At 60.2% G+C, this 14,767-nt stretch carries 20 protein-coding genes; 17 read left to right on the top strand and 3 right to left on the bottom strand.

All coding sequences use genetic code 11. The annotated features are described in order from the left end of the window. Positions 1-68: 68 nt before the first annotated feature. The 5 genes from gspG to gspD are packed head-to-tail and all read left to right on the top strand — an operon-like array spanning position 69 to position 4,252. Positions 69-566 carry a type II secretion system major pseudopilin GspG gene (gene gspG / locus B5M07_RS11865; RefSeq protein ID WP_120351462.1) on the top strand — a complete coding sequence of 166 codons (498 nt, stop codon included), beginning with the start codon at positions 69-71 and terminating at the stop codon, positions 564-566. After that, positions 563-1,075, top strand: coding sequence for a prepilin-type N-terminal cleavage/methylation domain-containing protein (locus tag B5M07_RS11860; RefSeq protein ID WP_120351461.1), 513 nt, complete (start codon positions 563-565; stop codon positions 1,073-1,075). Before gspG ends, B5M07_RS11860 begins: the two co-directional genes overlap by 4 nt. Continuing rightward, on the top strand, positions 1,072-1,434 hold the full coding sequence (gene gspI / locus B5M07_RS11855) for a type II secretion system minor pseudopilin GspI (RefSeq protein ID WP_120351460.1): 363 nt from the start codon (positions 1,072-1,074) through the stop codon (positions 1,432-1,434). Before B5M07_RS11860 ends, gspI begins: the two co-directional genes overlap by 4 nt. Further along, the gene (locus B5M07_RS11850; protein ID WP_120351459.1) at positions 1,431-2,306 is read left to right on the top strand and encodes a type II secretion system protein N; all 876 of its coding nucleotides are present in this window, start codon (positions 1,431-1,433) and stop codon (positions 2,304-2,306) included. Before gspI ends, B5M07_RS11850 begins: the two co-directional genes overlap by 4 nt. Then, the gene (gene gspD / locus B5M07_RS11845) at positions 2,303-4,252 is read left to right on the top strand and encodes a type II secretion system secretin GspD (protein ID WP_254693919.1); all 1,950 of its coding nucleotides are present in this window, start codon (positions 2,303-2,305) and stop codon (positions 4,250-4,252) included. The genes B5M07_RS11850 and gspD overlap by 4 nt, the downstream gene beginning before the upstream one ends. An 863-nt stretch (positions 4,253-5,115) precedes the next feature. Here the strand turns inward: gspD and B5M07_RS11840 are convergent. Beyond that, entirely contained in the window at positions 5,116-5,904 is a 789-nt protein-coding gene (locus tag B5M07_RS11840; RefSeq protein ID WP_120351458.1) for a MauE/DoxX family redox-associated membrane protein, read from the bottom strand. A 16-nt stretch (positions 5,905-5,920) separates the two neighbouring features. Then, on the bottom strand, positions 5,921-6,439 hold the full coding sequence (locus B5M07_RS11835) for a DUF305 domain-containing protein (RefSeq protein ID WP_120351457.1): 519 nt from the start codon (positions 6,437-6,439) through the stop codon (positions 5,921-5,923). A gap of 98 nt (positions 6,440-6,537) precedes the next feature. On the opposite strand from B5M07_RS11835, the gene B5M07_RS11830 reads away from it, so the two are divergent. The 11 genes from B5M07_RS11830 to B5M07_RS11780 all read left to right on the top strand — a co-directional run bounded on the left by B5M07_RS11830 (position 6,538) and on the right by B5M07_RS11780 (position 13,959). Further along, entirely contained in the window at positions 6,538-6,777 is a 240-nt protein-coding gene (locus B5M07_RS11830; RefSeq protein WP_162931852.1) for a metal-sensitive transcriptional regulator, read from the top strand. Then, a complete protein-coding gene (locus tag B5M07_RS11825; protein WP_120351455.1) occupies positions 6,761-7,219 on the top strand; it encodes a helix-turn-helix transcriptional regulator in 459 nt (152 codons plus the stop codon). The genes B5M07_RS11830 and B5M07_RS11825 overlap by 17 nt, the downstream gene beginning before the upstream one ends. 260 nt (positions 7,220-7,479) lie before the next feature. Further along, positions 7,480-7,947, top strand: a complete 468-nt coding sequence (locus B5M07_RS11820) for a DUF411 domain-containing protein (RefSeq protein ID WP_120351454.1) — start codon at positions 7,480-7,482, stop codon at positions 7,945-7,947. A 39-nt stretch (positions 7,948-7,986) separates the two neighbouring features. After that, positions 7,987-8,958 (top strand): cation diffusion facilitator family transporter, encoded by a 972-nt coding sequence (locus B5M07_RS11815; RefSeq protein ID WP_120351453.1) that lies wholly within the window; start codon positions 7,987-7,989, stop codon positions 8,956-8,958. Between the two features lie 559 nt (positions 8,959-9,517). Then, positions 9,518-10,465: a WD40/YVTN/BNR-like repeat-containing protein gene (locus B5M07_RS11805; RefSeq protein WP_254693918.1), complete on the top strand. Its 948-nt coding sequence runs from the start codon at positions 9,518-9,520 to the stop codon at positions 10,463-10,465. Continuing rightward, entirely contained in the window at positions 10,462-10,956 is a 495-nt protein-coding gene (locus B5M07_RS11800; RefSeq protein ID WP_120351451.1) for a DUF411 domain-containing protein, read from the top strand. The genes B5M07_RS11805 and B5M07_RS11800 overlap by 4 nt, the downstream gene beginning before the upstream one ends. 7 nt (positions 10,957-10,963) lie before the next feature. After that, positions 10,964-11,110, top strand: a complete 147-nt coding sequence (locus B5M07_RS19455) for a hypothetical protein (RefSeq protein ID WP_162931851.1) — start codon at positions 10,964-10,966, stop codon at positions 11,108-11,110. After that, positions 11,107-11,583, top strand: a complete 477-nt coding sequence (locus B5M07_RS11795; RefSeq protein WP_120351450.1) for a c-type cytochrome — start codon at positions 11,107-11,109, stop codon at positions 11,581-11,583. The genes B5M07_RS19455 and B5M07_RS11795 overlap by 4 nt, the downstream gene beginning before the upstream one ends. Continuing rightward, positions 11,567-12,157: a DsbE family thiol:disulfide interchange protein gene (locus tag B5M07_RS11790; protein ID WP_120351449.1), complete on the top strand. Its 591-nt coding sequence runs from the start codon at positions 11,567-11,569 to the stop codon at positions 12,155-12,157. The genes B5M07_RS11795 and B5M07_RS11790 overlap by 17 nt, the downstream gene beginning before the upstream one ends. Beyond that, positions 12,154-12,669: a TlpA family protein disulfide reductase gene (locus B5M07_RS11785; RefSeq protein WP_120351448.1), complete on the top strand. Its 516-nt coding sequence runs from the start codon at positions 12,154-12,156 to the stop codon at positions 12,667-12,669. Before B5M07_RS11790 ends, B5M07_RS11785 begins: the two co-directional genes overlap by 4 nt. Positions 12,670-12,900: 231 nt before the next feature. Beyond that, positions 12,901-13,959 (top strand): endonuclease/exonuclease/phosphatase family protein, encoded by a 1,059-nt coding sequence (locus B5M07_RS11780; RefSeq protein ID WP_120351447.1) that lies wholly within the window; start codon positions 12,901-12,903, stop codon positions 13,957-13,959. A 67-nt stretch (positions 13,960-14,026) separates the two neighbouring features. On the opposite strand, the gene B5M07_RS11775 is transcribed toward B5M07_RS11780, so the two are convergent. Then, positions 14,027-14,275, bottom strand: a complete 249-nt coding sequence (locus B5M07_RS11775; protein ID WP_120351446.1) for a YrhK family protein — start codon at positions 14,273-14,275, stop codon at positions 14,027-14,029. A 200-nt stretch (positions 14,276-14,475) separates the two neighbouring features. Here B5M07_RS11775 and B5M07_RS11770 point away from each other — a divergent pair, with 200 nt between their 5' ends. Next, entirely contained in the window at positions 14,476-14,649 is a 174-nt protein-coding gene (locus tag B5M07_RS11770) for a CsbD family protein (RefSeq protein ID WP_120351445.1), read from the top strand. Positions 14,650-14,767: the final 118 nt, after the last annotated feature.

Genomic DNA, 14,767 nt, shown 5'->3' with positions numbered 1-14,767 from the left:
GCCTTTTCAATCATCCTGTTTTTACCATAGTATAGCCAAAGCCACGCGACAGATAGGGGAACAGTTTCATGGGCCATCGGAAAAACTTGCGTCAAGCGTGCCCGCGCACTCATCCAGCGCGCAAAGGCGCGCGTAACCCCGAGGCCGGGGTGACCCTGATCGAGATGATGGTGGTGCTGGTGATCATCGCGCTGGTGGCCGCGATCATCGTGCCCAACGTCATTGGCCGCCCCGATGAGGCGCGGGCCACGGTAGCGCAATCGGACATCCGCGCGGTCAGTTCGGCGCTGGAACTTTACCGCCTAGATAACCGCACCTATCCCACGACCACACAGGGGTTGGAGGCGCTGGCCGTGCGCCCGACCTCCCCGCCCGAGCCGCGCAACTGGGTGGCGGGAGGCTATCTGACCGCCGTGCCGATTGACCCTTGGGGCAATGATTACCTCTATGCCTCGCCGGGGCAGAATGGTGGCTTTGACTTGATGTCGTTGGGCGCGGATGGCGCGCCGGGGGGCGAGGGCGCCAATGCAGACATCGCACATGGGCAGTTGCAGGCTAACAGGTGACCCAAATCTCCGCCACATCCACATCCACATCCACATCGCCGGGCCGACACCGGCTGCCCGATGCTGGCGTGACACTGGTGGAGGTGCTTGTCGTTCTCGCTCTGATCGGCATTCTGGCCGGAGTGGTGGGGCTGAGTTTTGGCTCTGGTCCGCGCGGCGATGTGGCAGGGCAGGAGGCGGACCTGCTGGTGGCGCGGCTGAACCGAGCGGCGGATGAGGTGATCTTGACCGGGGTGCCCTTGGGGTTTGTCTGGGCGGCCGAAGGCTATCGTTTTGATTTATATGATGGCGACAGATGGCAGGCGCATGACCTGCCGATCCTCGCCGCGCCGCATCTATTTGACGGCGGCACCCGGATCGCCGATGCGGCGGGCAGCTTGGTGCTGTCGCGCGACATGGACCTCGGTGTGTCCGGGCCATTGACGCTGGAACTGTTGTCGGGCGCGGGCGCCGCGGAAGTGATCCGTTTTGACGGTCTCAACGCCGCCCGGTTGGAGGGGGCGCAATGAGGCGGCAGGCGGATGCAGGGTTTACCTTGATCGAAGCCTTGGTGGCGATGGCGGTGCTGGCGCTTGGAGCGGTGTCTTTGCTCTCGGCCAGCGAGGGTCATACCCGCCGCATCACTGACCTGTCGGACCGCGTCGCCGCCCGCTGGGCCGCCGAATACCGCCTGTCGGAACTGCGCGCCGGGCTGCCAGCGGCGACCTCAGCATTGGAAATCTATGGCATCGACTTTGACATCACCGTAACCCGCCGTCCCACCGAAGACCCGGCGGTCGAGGCCGTGACCCTGCGCAGCGCGATCGCGGGCAGCGACCAGCCGCTTTACGTGTTGGATGGGTATCTCGATATTGGAGCGCCGTCATGATCCCGATAGCACCCCTTGGCAGATGGCTGCGGCTTGCCGTGATCCTTGGCGCTCTGGGCAGCGTGGCGGTGGCCGGGGCGGATGTGACATGGCGGGTGATGGGCCATGACCGGGTGATGCCGTCCGTCGCCGTGCTGCGCGCGCCGGTCGAAGCGCAAACCGCCCCCACCGATCTCGGCCCCGCCTTGGCGCTGGCGCCTTTCGGTGCCGCCGAGGTGGCGGTGGCCGAGGTCGAAGCCGTCGAGGCGCCGCTCAATCTGGTCCTTCTGGGCGTGATCGTGCGCGATGATCCCAGCCGTTCGCTGGCCCTGCTGCGCTCGGACCAATCGGAGGGCAACTACCGCATTGACGAGGAGGTGGCACCGGGCACCACGCTCACCGCCATCGCGCAGGACCGCGTGACCCTCAGCAAGGATGGCGCTGAAATTGTGCTCTATTTTGCAGGTGCCGAGGCCACTCCGGATGCCGAGGCCGTGCCGACCGGCGCAGAGCGGCTGATGGCGCTGATCACTTCGGGGAAGGGCGGGTCGATCAGCGAACAGGTGGATGCCGCGTCCCGGGCAGAGCCTGTCACCACGCAGGACTATATCGACATGTGGCGTAAGCGCATCATCGCCAATCCGGCTCAGGTGCTCGACACGATTGGTTTGGTGCCGGGGGAAAAAGGCTATACCATCGCAGAAAAGCACGACGTGGGTGTAAACCGCGCTGGTTTGAGGGCAGGAGACATCGTGACAAGTGTGAACGGGCAGAGTGTCGGCAACGTGGATAAGGATCGCGCGCTTTATGACGTGATCGCCGAATCCGGCCTTGCCCGCATCGAAGTGGAAAGGGATGGCCGCACGATCGTGATGTCATTCCCGCTGCAGTGACCCGTCCGCTCACTCTCCTTGCCGCCCTGATGCTGGGGCTGCTGACCCTCTTGCCTGCCCCGTCGCGGGCACAAGAGACCTTTGTCATCAATCTGCGCGATGCGGATATCTCGCTCTTGGTCGAACAGATATCCGAGATCACCGGCCGGACCTTGGTGCTGGACCCGGGCCTTGTGGGTGAGGTCACGGTGGTCTCTGCCGAGGCGCTGGATGCCGAAGGCGTTTGGTCGCTGTTCCAGTCTATTCTGCGGGTGCGCGGCTTCGTCGCCGTTCAGGCCGGATCAATCTGGCAGGTGGTGCCTGAGGCCGAGGCCCGCACCGCGAGCGGTCCCAATCTGGGCGAGGCCGACGACGCAGGCAGTCAGGACTTCGTGACCGAGATGCTGCGTCTCAATCGCTTACCCTCGGCAGAGGCTGTCCGAGTGCTGCGCCCGCTGGTGGCTGAATCGGGCTATATCGAAGCGGTCGAAGACCCCAACGGCGTGGTCATCACCGACACCCGTGCCAATGTGGACCGGATCATGGCCATCGCGCGCAGCTTTGACGGCGACGCGCTGGTGCGCTCCGAAGTGCTGCGTTTTCGCAGCGCCGATGCGGCGACCGTGGGCAATGCCATTCTTGAGGTGCTGGGCCCGGCAGGCACCGGCGCACGACTCTCTGTCGATCCCGGATCGAACCTTTTGCTCGTGCGGGGCACGCCCGAAGACATCACCGAGATCCGCAACCTTGCCATCGCGATGGACGTGGCCCCACGCCGTGATCCACGCGAGGCCGTGGCCACCACGGTCTTCAACCTGCAGTACGGCGATGCTCAGGTGATTGCCGACATCATCAAGGGCACCGTGGGCGAAGCCACCGACATCACCAATGTCGTGGCCGCCGATGTCGGTGCTGCGGCTGAGGCCGAGCAGGGCGCGGAGGGTGCCTTTGTCCCCCTGAGCCGCGTTGTGGCCCCGGATGCCGTCAATATCACGGCCTCAGTCGCAACCAATTCCATCATCGTGCGTGGCACCGCCGCGCAGGTTCAAGAGATCGGCCAGCTGGTTCATGCGCTCGACGTGCGCCGCCCGCAGGTGATGATCGAAGCGGCCATCGTCGAGGTCTCGGGCGAGGTTGCCGAACGGCTTGGCGCGCAGCTGGGTTTGGGTCCGAACATTCCCACGGGTGCCATCGCCGCGACCAATTTTTCCAATGGCGGCGGGGTCTCGCTCGGCTCCGTTTTGTCGGCTGTCGGCGTGCCTGCCGGATCCGCGCTCTCGACCGGGCTGACACTGGGCGCAGGGGGCAACGATTTTGGCATCCTCGTGCAGGCGCTGTCGCAATCGACCAGCGCGCGGCTCTTGTCCACGCCTTCGGTCACCACGCTCGACAACGAGCCTGCGACCATCGTAGTCGCCCAGAACGTGCCATTCCGCACCGGCAGCTTTGCAACAGACGGTAATACCGCCACGCCTTTCACCACGATTGAGCGGCGTGACGTCGGCATCACCATGAACGTGGTGCCGCGGATCACCGCGGGCGGGGTGGTGCAACTGGTGATCGAACAAGAGGTTTCGAGCCTCACCAACGCCAATGTCGAGGGCGCAGCCGATCTCGTGACCAACCGACGGGCTATCAACACCACTGTCATGGCCGACAACCGCGGCACCGTGGTGCTGGGCGGGCTGATCACCGACGACCGGATCAACGGCAGCAGCAAGGTGCCGGGACTGGGTGATCTGCCGGTTGTCGGCGAGCTGTTCAAGACCCGCAACGGCCGCAACACACAACGCACGCTTTTCGTCTTCCTGCGCCCCACCATCCTGCGCAGCCGCGAAGATATCTCGGCCGCCTCGGCCAACCGCTACAACAAGCTGAGATCAGCAGACTCGACGCCCCAGCCGAAGACCGTGCTGAAACAGCAGCAGGTGAAGCAACTGCCACTGGAAATTCAGGGGCTGTATTGAGGTAGGGTCACGCGGGTGACGTCTACGGTCGGGTTATGGAACGATGACGTTGCGTTGATTGATCCGTAGGATTGGCGCTTAGAGCCGATACGTGCTGCATAGCCGCCTCTCCCCGAAGAACTGGCGTGGGGGATTAGCCTGATGCTACTCTTGCCGTCAGTAAGCTCTGTAGCCCATCTATGGGGCGTGCAGCGCGGTTTGACATGTGCTGTGAAAGTTATTGGGGAAAGCCGGGAAGCGCAAATCGAACTGAGCTTTCTGTTGCTACATGGCGTTCGCAAAGCGCGCCCCACCCGGTCTGGTGCCAACCTGTGCAAGATCGCTCCCCACCTGTTTCCCTCCGACTATAGGCGTCCGCTCAATATGTTCAGGAGCTTGATTGTGAGGGGCTTGCCGAGTCATGCTTGGACTGGCTCGAGAAGGCCCGTCTATCGCGGAGTGACCCGCAGCCAGAACCTCGTCGGACAACCAGTGCCCGGAGCGGTCATTGAAGCATTAATTCGTAGAAGATAAGTGGCAGCCCGTAGGGGGCTCCCATAAACCCGGTTCAGACCAAGAAAATAAGGGATAGGGTGGACCACGGGCACTTAGAATCTGGGTGATGGAAAACAATGGGTTAAATTCGAGGTGGACCACGGCTGAACGTCAGCTCGAAGATGGTTTTCAGGTTTCAGGAGCTCGGTTTCCGCTGCGACTGCGAAGACTCCGGTGATAAGGGCGGAGAGCCGCCGTTCGCCGCAAAACACGCGAACGGCAGCTATGCGAACAAAGCTGAGACAAGCACTTGTGCCATGCACGTTTGCTTCAGTTGACCATTTCCGCCCTGCGAACTCGTGCTAAGCGCAAGATGCTGCGCCCGATCTTCAGGTAAACATCTTGGCCAACATCACGGTGGCCATGCCCATCATCATCAGATTTTCGGACAGGCTCACAAATCCGAGAGGCACGTTCGAATTGCCGCCAACGCAGGCGCATTTTAACTCGCGCTTGTCGATGTAGACGGCCTTGAACACGCTTACTGCGCCAACCGTGGCTATGAAGAGTGCGGCTGGGGCGGCAATTGAGGTTAGCAACATCCCGGTCATCAAGACGCCCGCCCCGGTTTCAACCCATGGATAAACGTAGGCATATGGCACCCATTTGCGTGCCAGCAGGTCGTAGTTGAGGAACATCGTCGTAAAGCTTTCAATATCACGCAGCTTCTGCATCCCCAGTAGGATCATCGAGACCGAAATGAACCAACCGAGCGTCTGCCACGTGATCGCGCCGAGAAAGCCGATGGACAGAGCAAGTGCAGTCGCCGCAGCTACGGCAAAGAGATAGATCACCGGTTTGTAGGTGGTCGCCGCAGGGGCATAGTCGGTAAGTTCCTGGCGCAGGGCGTCATAGCCCCCGATGCGTCTCCCTTCGATCCAAACTTGTGGCGTTGTGGGAACATCGTATTGCGCCTTGAACGCGTCGACTTCGGACCGCGCGCGGAACAGGCGGTCATCGACCTCGTAGCCTTTGCGCTCCAAGAGCCATCGCGCCTTCTGCCCTGACGGGCACAGGTGGTTTGGCAGGGCCATGCGGTAGAGCACGGCGGTTTTCCCTGTCGCGGATGCGGCTGGGTTAGATGTTACGTCGGCCACATCGCGGGTGTCTCTGGGCATGATATGCTCCTTTATCTTAGGGTTTGGTGCGGGGCGTGCCAGGCGCTGCATCCCCGTTGGCTTCGATGTCTTCGATATAAAGCTTCATCTCTTCGATCTCGCTGCGCTGTGCCTTGATGATCGCGTCGGCCAACTCGCGCACGCGCGGATCGGACAGGTTTGCGCGTTCGCTGGTCAGGATCGCGATTGAATGGTGCGGGATCATGGCTTTCATCCACGCGGTGTCGCCTACCGTATCTTGCGACCGGACCAAGTAGACGCCAGCCGCAAAGGCGATGGCAGCCCCAGTGAAGATCGCAAAATTCGTCTTTCGATTGGAATACATGCCGAGCATGAAGGCGAGCATGATGATTGCCATTACCCCGCCCATATAAAGGGCCATCCACATCCGCGTTTGTGAGTAGAATACATGATCAAGCGCATAGGTGTTAAGATACATCAGACCGTACATCACGATCGTCGAAGTGCCGATCATCGCGAAGAACAGACCATAGCCGCTGCCTGTGCTATCGTCGTGCTTATTCTTAGAATCCATTGTGTTGTCCTCCCAAATTGCCAATGTGTGCCTTCGTTTTATACCCATATGGGGTAAATTTTCCGATTGGCGACAAATCTCAAATGGAGCGACGCCTCATGAAGGCTAACAAGGAAAAGACGCTGGACCGCCTATCACGGCTCGAAGGACAAGTGCGCGGCATCGCGAAAATGGTTGAGGCCAACCGCTACTGTATGGACATCTTAGCACAGACTGCGGCCATCCGATCCGCCGTTTTGGGCGTCGAAAAGCTTGTGCTGGAGAACCACGCCCAGCATTGCGTTGGCGATCTTTTTCTCCATCTGCTTCCTGCTGGACGCCATGGGACTGGAGCCTGATTTTCTGATTTGGCAAAGCCACGAGTATCAGCAAACGATCTTGGCCATCGGCCTGAACCTCGGCGTGGCCCTTGGCTGGATCGCCCTCAGGACCAGTCTGCAACGTGCGCGGCTGGCCGAAGAGAAGATGCGCAGATGCACCTCGGAGTTCTCGCTGGTGATGACGCAGCATTTCACGGATTGGGGGCTGACCCCCGCAGAGCGGGACGTCGCGGTCTTTTTGGTCAAAGGACTAAGCACCCGCGACATTGCGGAACTGCGCGGCACCTCAGAAGGGACAATCAAGGCGCAGACAAACGCGATCTATCGCAAGGCTTCGGTCACCGGACGCACGCAGTTGCTGAGCACGTTCATTGAGGATTTGATGGATGACGCATTGATGCCTGCAGAGGCCCTGCAAACTGTGGCTATGAAGGGTTCGGATATGGCTGCCGCCGCATGAGCACCAGCTTTCGCATAACCGCCCGGAAAAAATGGCCCTCATACAAGCCTGATCGAATTGCCAGGGAAAAGATATTGATAAGTCCGCGTATTGGAACGCGATCTTGGCGGATACCAGGGCAACCGTGTCGGGGGCGCTGAACGGCCTGCGGCTGCTGTTTTTCCGGCCGACTACCGCTGAGCGGTTGGCCGAACCTCGCCGCCGCCCTACAACCCATGCAACAGATGAAACGACAGCCTGAACCTTTGGAAGGATTTCACATGACCCTCACACGACGCAGCCTGCTGGCCTGTTCCGCCAGCTTTGCCGCCGCCGCACCCTTCGCCGCATGGGCCGAAGCAAAGCCCGCCATCCATGTGATGAAAGATCCCAACTGCGGCTGCTGTTCAGCGTGGATCGAGATTCTGGAGAACGAGGGTTTTGCCGTGACGACGGAACGCAGCTTGGGGACGCTCTTGATCAAATACAAGCAAGACAACGGCATCCCGCAAAATATGGCCTCCTGCCACACCGGAAAGATCGAGGGCTATATGATCGAAGGTCACGTCCCGCCCGCCGATATCCGCAAACTGCTGGCCGAGCGCCCGGATGCCATTGGCCTCGCTGTGCCGGGGATGCCCTATGGCTCACCGGGGATGGGACCGGAGAGCGAGCGCGATGCCTATGATGTCTATCTGATTGGCCGTGACGGCAGCAGCGAAGTCTTCACACACTACGAAGCTGCCTAAAACGCAGCGGTTCTGACCCCAAACCGGTAGGAAGCACAGATGGCACATGATCACGCCCATATTGACCCCGAAAGCGGGGATCGCAGAGTATCACTGGCCATCTGGGCGAATGCGCTTCTCACGGTGGCGCAGATCGTGGGCGGGATCTTTGCGGGGTCGCTCGCCCTAGTCGCGGACGCGCTGCACAATTTTTCGGACATGGCCTCATTGGTCATCGCTTTTGTCGCCCGCAAAATCGCCCGGCGTCCGGCAGATGCGCGGATGACCTTTGGCTATGGCCGGATCGAAATCGTTGCCGCTTTGATCAACTACACCACGCTCATTCTTGTCGGGGTCTATCTGATCTACGAGGGCGGAATGCGCATGATTGATCCGCCTCAGGTGGCAGGTTGGACGGTGGTCATTCTGGGTGCTGTCGCGCTGGTAGTCGATACGCTGACGGCGCTGCTGACCTATTCGATGCAGAAGGGTAGCGTGAACATCAGGGCGCTGTTCTTGCACAACCTGTCCGACGCGCTGGCCTCGGTCGCGGTGATTATTGGCGGCACACTCATCATCCTTTACGATCTGCGTTGGGTTGATCCGGCGATCACCATCGGTATCGCGCTTTATATCCTTTATCTGGCACTCACTGAGATCGGAGGTCCGATCCGTATGTTGATGCTGGGCAGCCCGCCCGACATGGATGCAGAGGCAGTGGTTGAGGCGATGACCAAGGTCGCCGGCGTCAGGGACGTGCACCATGTTCATCTTTGGCAGATGCAAGAGCATGAGGTGGCGCTTGATTGCCATGTGGTGTTGGAGGGGCAAGATTGGAGGGACCTTGATGCTGTGAAGCAAGCGGTCAAGAAAATGCTCGCGGATGACTTTGGCATCACCCATTCAAGCCTTGAGTTTGAAACCTCCGCAAATGCCCATCAGGATGCCGCGTTGTTTGGGCATGAGGGCGGCCCGACGCGCGCTGGCACAGATGCTGAGCACAACGATGGGACGTCGCACGACGACCGCTGAGGCGCATCGCAATACGCTGTGTCTTGCCGATCTGCGGGCCTGCGGCGTCTTGCTCAGCCTCACTTTCTGGTGAGGGGATCGACAGCACCGCATCGGGTTCCTATATCAGTGCCATGCGCATGCTGCTTCGCCTTGCCACATTCTGCCTCTCGCTCGTTCTTTTGACGGGCATATTGGCGCATGATTTGGCGGCGGCGAACATGTCCTTGCAGATGTCAGGTTTGACCGCATCCGCGACGATGGAGGAGGACGATAGCTGCACAGCTTGCTTGCAAGAAGATCAGGGTGAGGTGGTGTGCGACATTGATTGCACGGCATCTGTCTTTGTGATGTCGCAGTTGCTTCAGTCCCAACCCGAGAGCGTGCAGCGTTTCTTCGCGCCTGTGCCCGGGGATCTTGGCCTCGCCGGGATTGATCTCGGGTCTGACCCTTTCCCACCGCGAACCACCTCCCTAAGTTGACCGGCCGCATCGAAGGGTGACGGCCCGGTTTCGCGACGTTTGCTGCCACTGCGCAGCGACACGCTCGACCTTATCTGTCACTTTCGGGAACGACCTTTATGTCTATTCATCCACCGCGCGATATGTCGCGCAGGCGTGTGCTGTCCGGCGGGCTTGCCACAGTTGGGGCGACGCTGATCCTACCTCATGTCTCCCTCGCAACGACAACGGGGGAGTCGATCCGCGCCCTTCAGTATGACGGCGATGCACTTGTTGTGGCTTCAAAGCGCAAGCTTTGGCGCGTGCCCGCCCCAAGCGACATCCAGCATGTGTCGTTGGAGCGATCAATCACCGCGATCACCAGCCATCCAGAGACTCCGGGCACTTTGTTCGCGGCAGTTGATCCTGTCGGCCTTATGCGCAGCCGGGATGGGGGGCGCACATGGGCAGACGCCAGCGCGGGCCTGCCGGCAACCCGCGTCACCGCGCTCACCCAGGCCGCGCTTGAGCCAGATATGCTCTATGCCGCCCTTGCGGATGACGGGCTTTGGCGCAGCAAAGACGCGGGCGAAAGCTGGGAATTCGTCATGGACCGGCCTTATCTCGATGGGGCCGAACGCGAGGTGTTGACGCTCGTCTCTGTGGGCAATCCGACTGGCATGGGCGGCATCTGGCTCTATGCTGGGACCGACGCCGGGCTGACCCGCGTGCCGGATTGCTTTTGCCGGTGGCAGGATGTGACCGCGGGTGATGCGATGGATGCGCTGGCTGCGGGTAAAACGCCGCCGCCTGCCAAACCTCTGCCCGAAGGCCTGCCGATCACCCATTTGGCACTCTCCCCCAAAGCGCCTGAACGGCTTTACGCTGGCCTGGCGACTGGCCTTTGGACCTCGACAGACGCAGGCGTGAATTGGACGCGTGCCGCGCCGGGAAAGATCGACGCGCTGGCTGTCGATCCTGTCGACCCTCAGCATCTTGCCGCCGTTCGCGACGGCATTCTTTCGGTCAGCCGCGATGGTGGGCTGACCTTTGACCCCCTCAATACCCCTCACGGAGACCAGACATGAACAGTAAATTGACCCTCGGCGCGGCTGCGGCCCTGACCGCCGCCGGTATCATTGGTTTCGCCACCTTCGGCATGGCGGAAAACGACAAAACGGCGCCCGCCGACACTGTGGCAAGCACCGTCCCGGCGGACCGGCAAATGACCATCTGGCGCGACCCGTCCTGCGGCTGCTGCGACGCCTATGCCGACTATGCCGAAGAGAACGGCTATCACGTGACCCGCATCGACGACCGGGATTTCGACAAACGCTCGGTCGAGGTCGGCGTGCCGGAACAGGGGTTGGGGTGCCACCTTGCCGAGGTCGACGGCTACTACGTCAGCGGTTTGGTGCCTGTTGAGATCATCCAGCGTCTGACATCCGAGCGCCCCGAGGTCACCGGTATCACGCTGCCCGGTATGCCCCAGAACGCGCCCGGCATGGCAGGCAAGAGCGGCACGCTCAAAACCTACGCTTTCGGTGAGGACGGCGTGGCCGTGTATTCAAATGAATGAGGATAGAATGATAGACATGATGAACGGAACTATGATGAATGGGCCGATGTCGGTCGGAATGATGATCGCCTGTGGCGTGCTCTTCCTCTTGGTGCTGGCGGTGCTGGTGCTGGGCGCGCTGGCCTTGGTCAAATACCTACGGCAGCCCGCATGAACCGGATGGCTATGACAGCCGCTATTGGCATCGCGGGCGCGGCGGCGGTCGCTGTCTGGGCCGGGGGGAAGGAGGACAGCCCCCCGGCGCTCGCCGTGCTCGGCGTGCCCGTGGACGCACAGATGATCGAGCTTGGCGCGGGGCTTTATGCCGAAAGCTGCGCCTCTTGCCACGGCGCCGATCTCGAAGGCCAGCCGGACTGGCGCAGGCGGCTCGACACTGGCCGCATGCCCGCGCCGCCGCATGATGAAACGGGCCATACGTGGCACCATGCGGATCAGCAGCTTTTCGACATTACCAAGAACGGGCTGGCTTCGGTCGTGCCGGGTTATGAAAGCGACATGCCGGTGTTCGACGGCATCCTGCGCGATGCAGAGATCACGGCCATCCTTGGCTATATCAAAAGCACCTGGCCCGAGCGGGAGCGCGGCTTTCAGGCTGAAGTCACCGCCAAGGATGAGGGCGGGACATGAGCAAGGACAGCCAATCTGTCCACAAGCGCGGTGGTCGCTGTTCATCGCGGCACTGCCTGCGATGGTCTTTGGGGCCATCGCGGCGGCGTTCCTCTGGGGGCTGTTCAACAACAACGATAGCCTGCCCAGCACGATGATCGGCCGGGATATTCCTGAGTTTGATCTGCCGCCCATCGAAGGGCGCGGGAAGGGGCTATCGACGGCTGATCTGCGCGGTGAAGTGTCCCTTGTGAACGTCTGGGCATCGTGGTGCGTGCCTTGTCGGGTTGAGATGCCACTACTGGTGGAACTGGCCCAAACCGACAGCGTGCCGATCCACGGCATCAACCTCAAAGACAAGCCCGCCGCCGCCCGCAGGTTCCTTGCGGAACTCGGCGATCCTTATGACCGGATCGGTGCCGACAGCTCTGGCCGGACTGCGATTGACTGGGGCGTTTACGGCGTGCCGGAAACCTTTGTGATCGATGCCAAAGGGCGCATCGCTTACAAACATGTCGGCCCGTTCAATCGACGCGCGCTTGAGGAAGATATCCTTCCTGTGGTGAGGCGTTTGCAACAGGAGCCGAACGCATGAAACGGCGTGGTTTTCTGGGCGGCGCACTGGCGCTTGGGGCTTCGCCTGCCGCCGCGCGCACTGTCATGGCGGAACATCAAAAGCCCCTGCCAATGCTGTCGCCGCCCATCACGGATGGGGCAGGGCGGAGCCTGACTTTGGCGGACTTTAGTGGCCGGACGGTGTTGCTCAATATCTGGGCGACGTGGTGCCCTCCCTGCCGTCATGAAATGCCCACCCTTGATCGGCTTCAGGCGCGATTGGGTGGGGCGGAGTTTCACGTTCTCGCACTCTCAATCGACAAGGGCGGGTTCGACATTGTGCGCGATTTCTATGCCGAGATCGGCATCACGCATCTCGATCTTTATCTGGCGGACCAGTTACGGGCGATGATGGCTTTCGGCGTTGTCGGCCTGCCCACGACACTGCTGGTCAACCCCCAAGGCCACGAGGTCGCTCGCAAGGTCGGCCCCGCCGCTTGGGACAGCCCGGCGGCCATTTCCCAAATCCAAAGCGTCATTGCAAAAGGGTGAACCCAACAGTGACCCAACGTTCAAAAGCAAACCGGCCCTCATCCGCAATCTCCATGTCCTTTTGGCGTCAAACCCTCATGCTGACCGGCGCGGGTGCGCCGACAATTGCTCAGTGCGGTTTCTGGACTACGCAGCCCCCACTGACGAGAGGAGGCCTTGCGAACAACTTAGGAAAGATGAAACTCTGCCGGCCCTTGCGGTGTTCTTTGATTAACTAACGAGGGAGAACACATGAAATACGTCGTATCAACGCTGCTCACTCTGGCCACGCTGGCTCTTTTTCTGCTTAGCTTCGGCGCGTTGATCGAAACCAACCTCTGGTGGGTGCGGATGACGGATTTCCCCCGGCTACAGTATCTAATTGCGCTCATAGCAGTTCTTGCCCTGATCGCGATTTCTCGAACAGTTAGCCGCAAGCTTCGGATGGTTCTGGTTGCGCTTGGCGCGCTGGCGATCGGCTACAACACCTTGAAGCTTTTTCCCTACTTGCCCCAGAGCAATACCCCTCAATTTGCCTGCGAAGCCGACCAGAAGTTCGTGTTGATGGTCGCTAACGTCAAGAAGGGCAACAGGAACGCGAATGACCTTATCCGGCTCGTCGAAGAGCAAAGCCCCGATCTATTCCTCGCTTTAGAGACCGACGAATGGTGGGATGCGGAACTCGCGGCTTTGGATAGCCAAATGCCGCATAAGGCTCAGCGCATCACCGGTGGGTTCTTCGGCATGCACCTCTTCTCACGCCTGCCAATAAGCGAAACTGAGGTCATTTTTCCAGTCGAACAGGACGCCCCTGCTATCCTTACGAATGTCGAGATGCCGTCTGGAGACAGCGTTCACTTCATGGGGCTACATCCCCGCCCGCCGCACCCGGGGCAATCCTCTACGGGGAGGGACGCTCAGCTGATGTGGGCGGCGCTGAAGTCCCGCGACAGCGACCTTCCGGTGCTCGTTGCAGGTGACTTGAACGCAGTCCCATGGGAAACCTCCATTGAGCGGCTCCAGCGCGTTGGCGGCTTCATCGATCCGAGAGAGAAATTTGGCTATAAGCCCACTTACGACGCGCATTCTTGGTGGATGTCGTGGCCACTTGATCAAATTCTCCATCAACCGGAATTGGCTGTCGCCAACTTTGAAGTGTTGCCGGAATGGGGTTCGGATCATTATCCGATCAAGGTGGAAATGTGTAACACGGCCACGGATATGGAGCCGCCTCAACTGCGCAAAGATGACATCGCAGAGGCTGAGCAGGATATCCACCTCGCTATAAGATCCGCCGTAGACCAGCGGTGAAGTGTCCAAGCAAGGCAAAGCAAGGTCCGCCGCCAGTGGCGTAGACCGCGCATCAGGCAAAGGTGTATTACTCTTGCTCCCGTGCCTCATAAATTTTGACCAGTAGATTGCCGAGCGTGCCGATCAGCATGAGAAATGACCCCACAATGAAGATCCATACCCCCACTGTCTGCCATTCCATCCCAACTTCCTCCCATCTCTTAAAGGTCGGGAGAAATGCAATACTCCCGAGGAAGAACAACGTATTTCCTGCAAGCCCAATGCCGGTGTGAATCCAACCGTAGTCCTGCACCAAAGTGCGTATTGCGTTACTCATGTTGCATCTCCTGACTATGTTACCATTTGACAGGGCCAACGCGAGGAGTGAGCTTTGGGTCCAGCTTCTTTCTCTGCCGCTGGCCGCTTAGTGCCGGTGCTTCTCCGCTGAAAAACAAACCATTTAGGGCCACTGCCGGGGGCACTTCCGGGTCTCTCATCCCGTTGGTTCGATACCAACTAAATGCAAAGGAGAGAGAAATGGCAAACGAAGGTCAAGCCAAAGGTAAAGTGAAGGATATCGGCGGGAAGGTTAAAGAGGAAGTCGGCGACGCTGCTAACAAGGACGACCTAAAGAACGAAGGCCAGGCCGATCAGGCCGAGGGCAAGGTCCAGAAAGGCGTCGGGGACGCCAAAGAGAAACTGTCTGACTGATCCAATTGGTTCGCCACCACCTTCCTTTCCAGTGGTGGCGTTCCACCCTGTCGAGGCTCCACGTCCAATATCCAGGGCTCTCAATGATCACCTAAGGTCTGTGTCCCATCAACGGTCT

Origin of the sequence: Sulfitobacter sp. D7 (genome assembly GCF_003611275.1) — a bacterium.
Lineage (GTDB): Bacteria > Pseudomonadota > Alphaproteobacteria > Rhodobacterales > Rhodobacteraceae > Sulfitobacter > Sulfitobacter profundi.
Note: the sequence above shows the minus strand (reverse complement) of the source record. Positions and strands in the feature narration are given on the sequence as shown.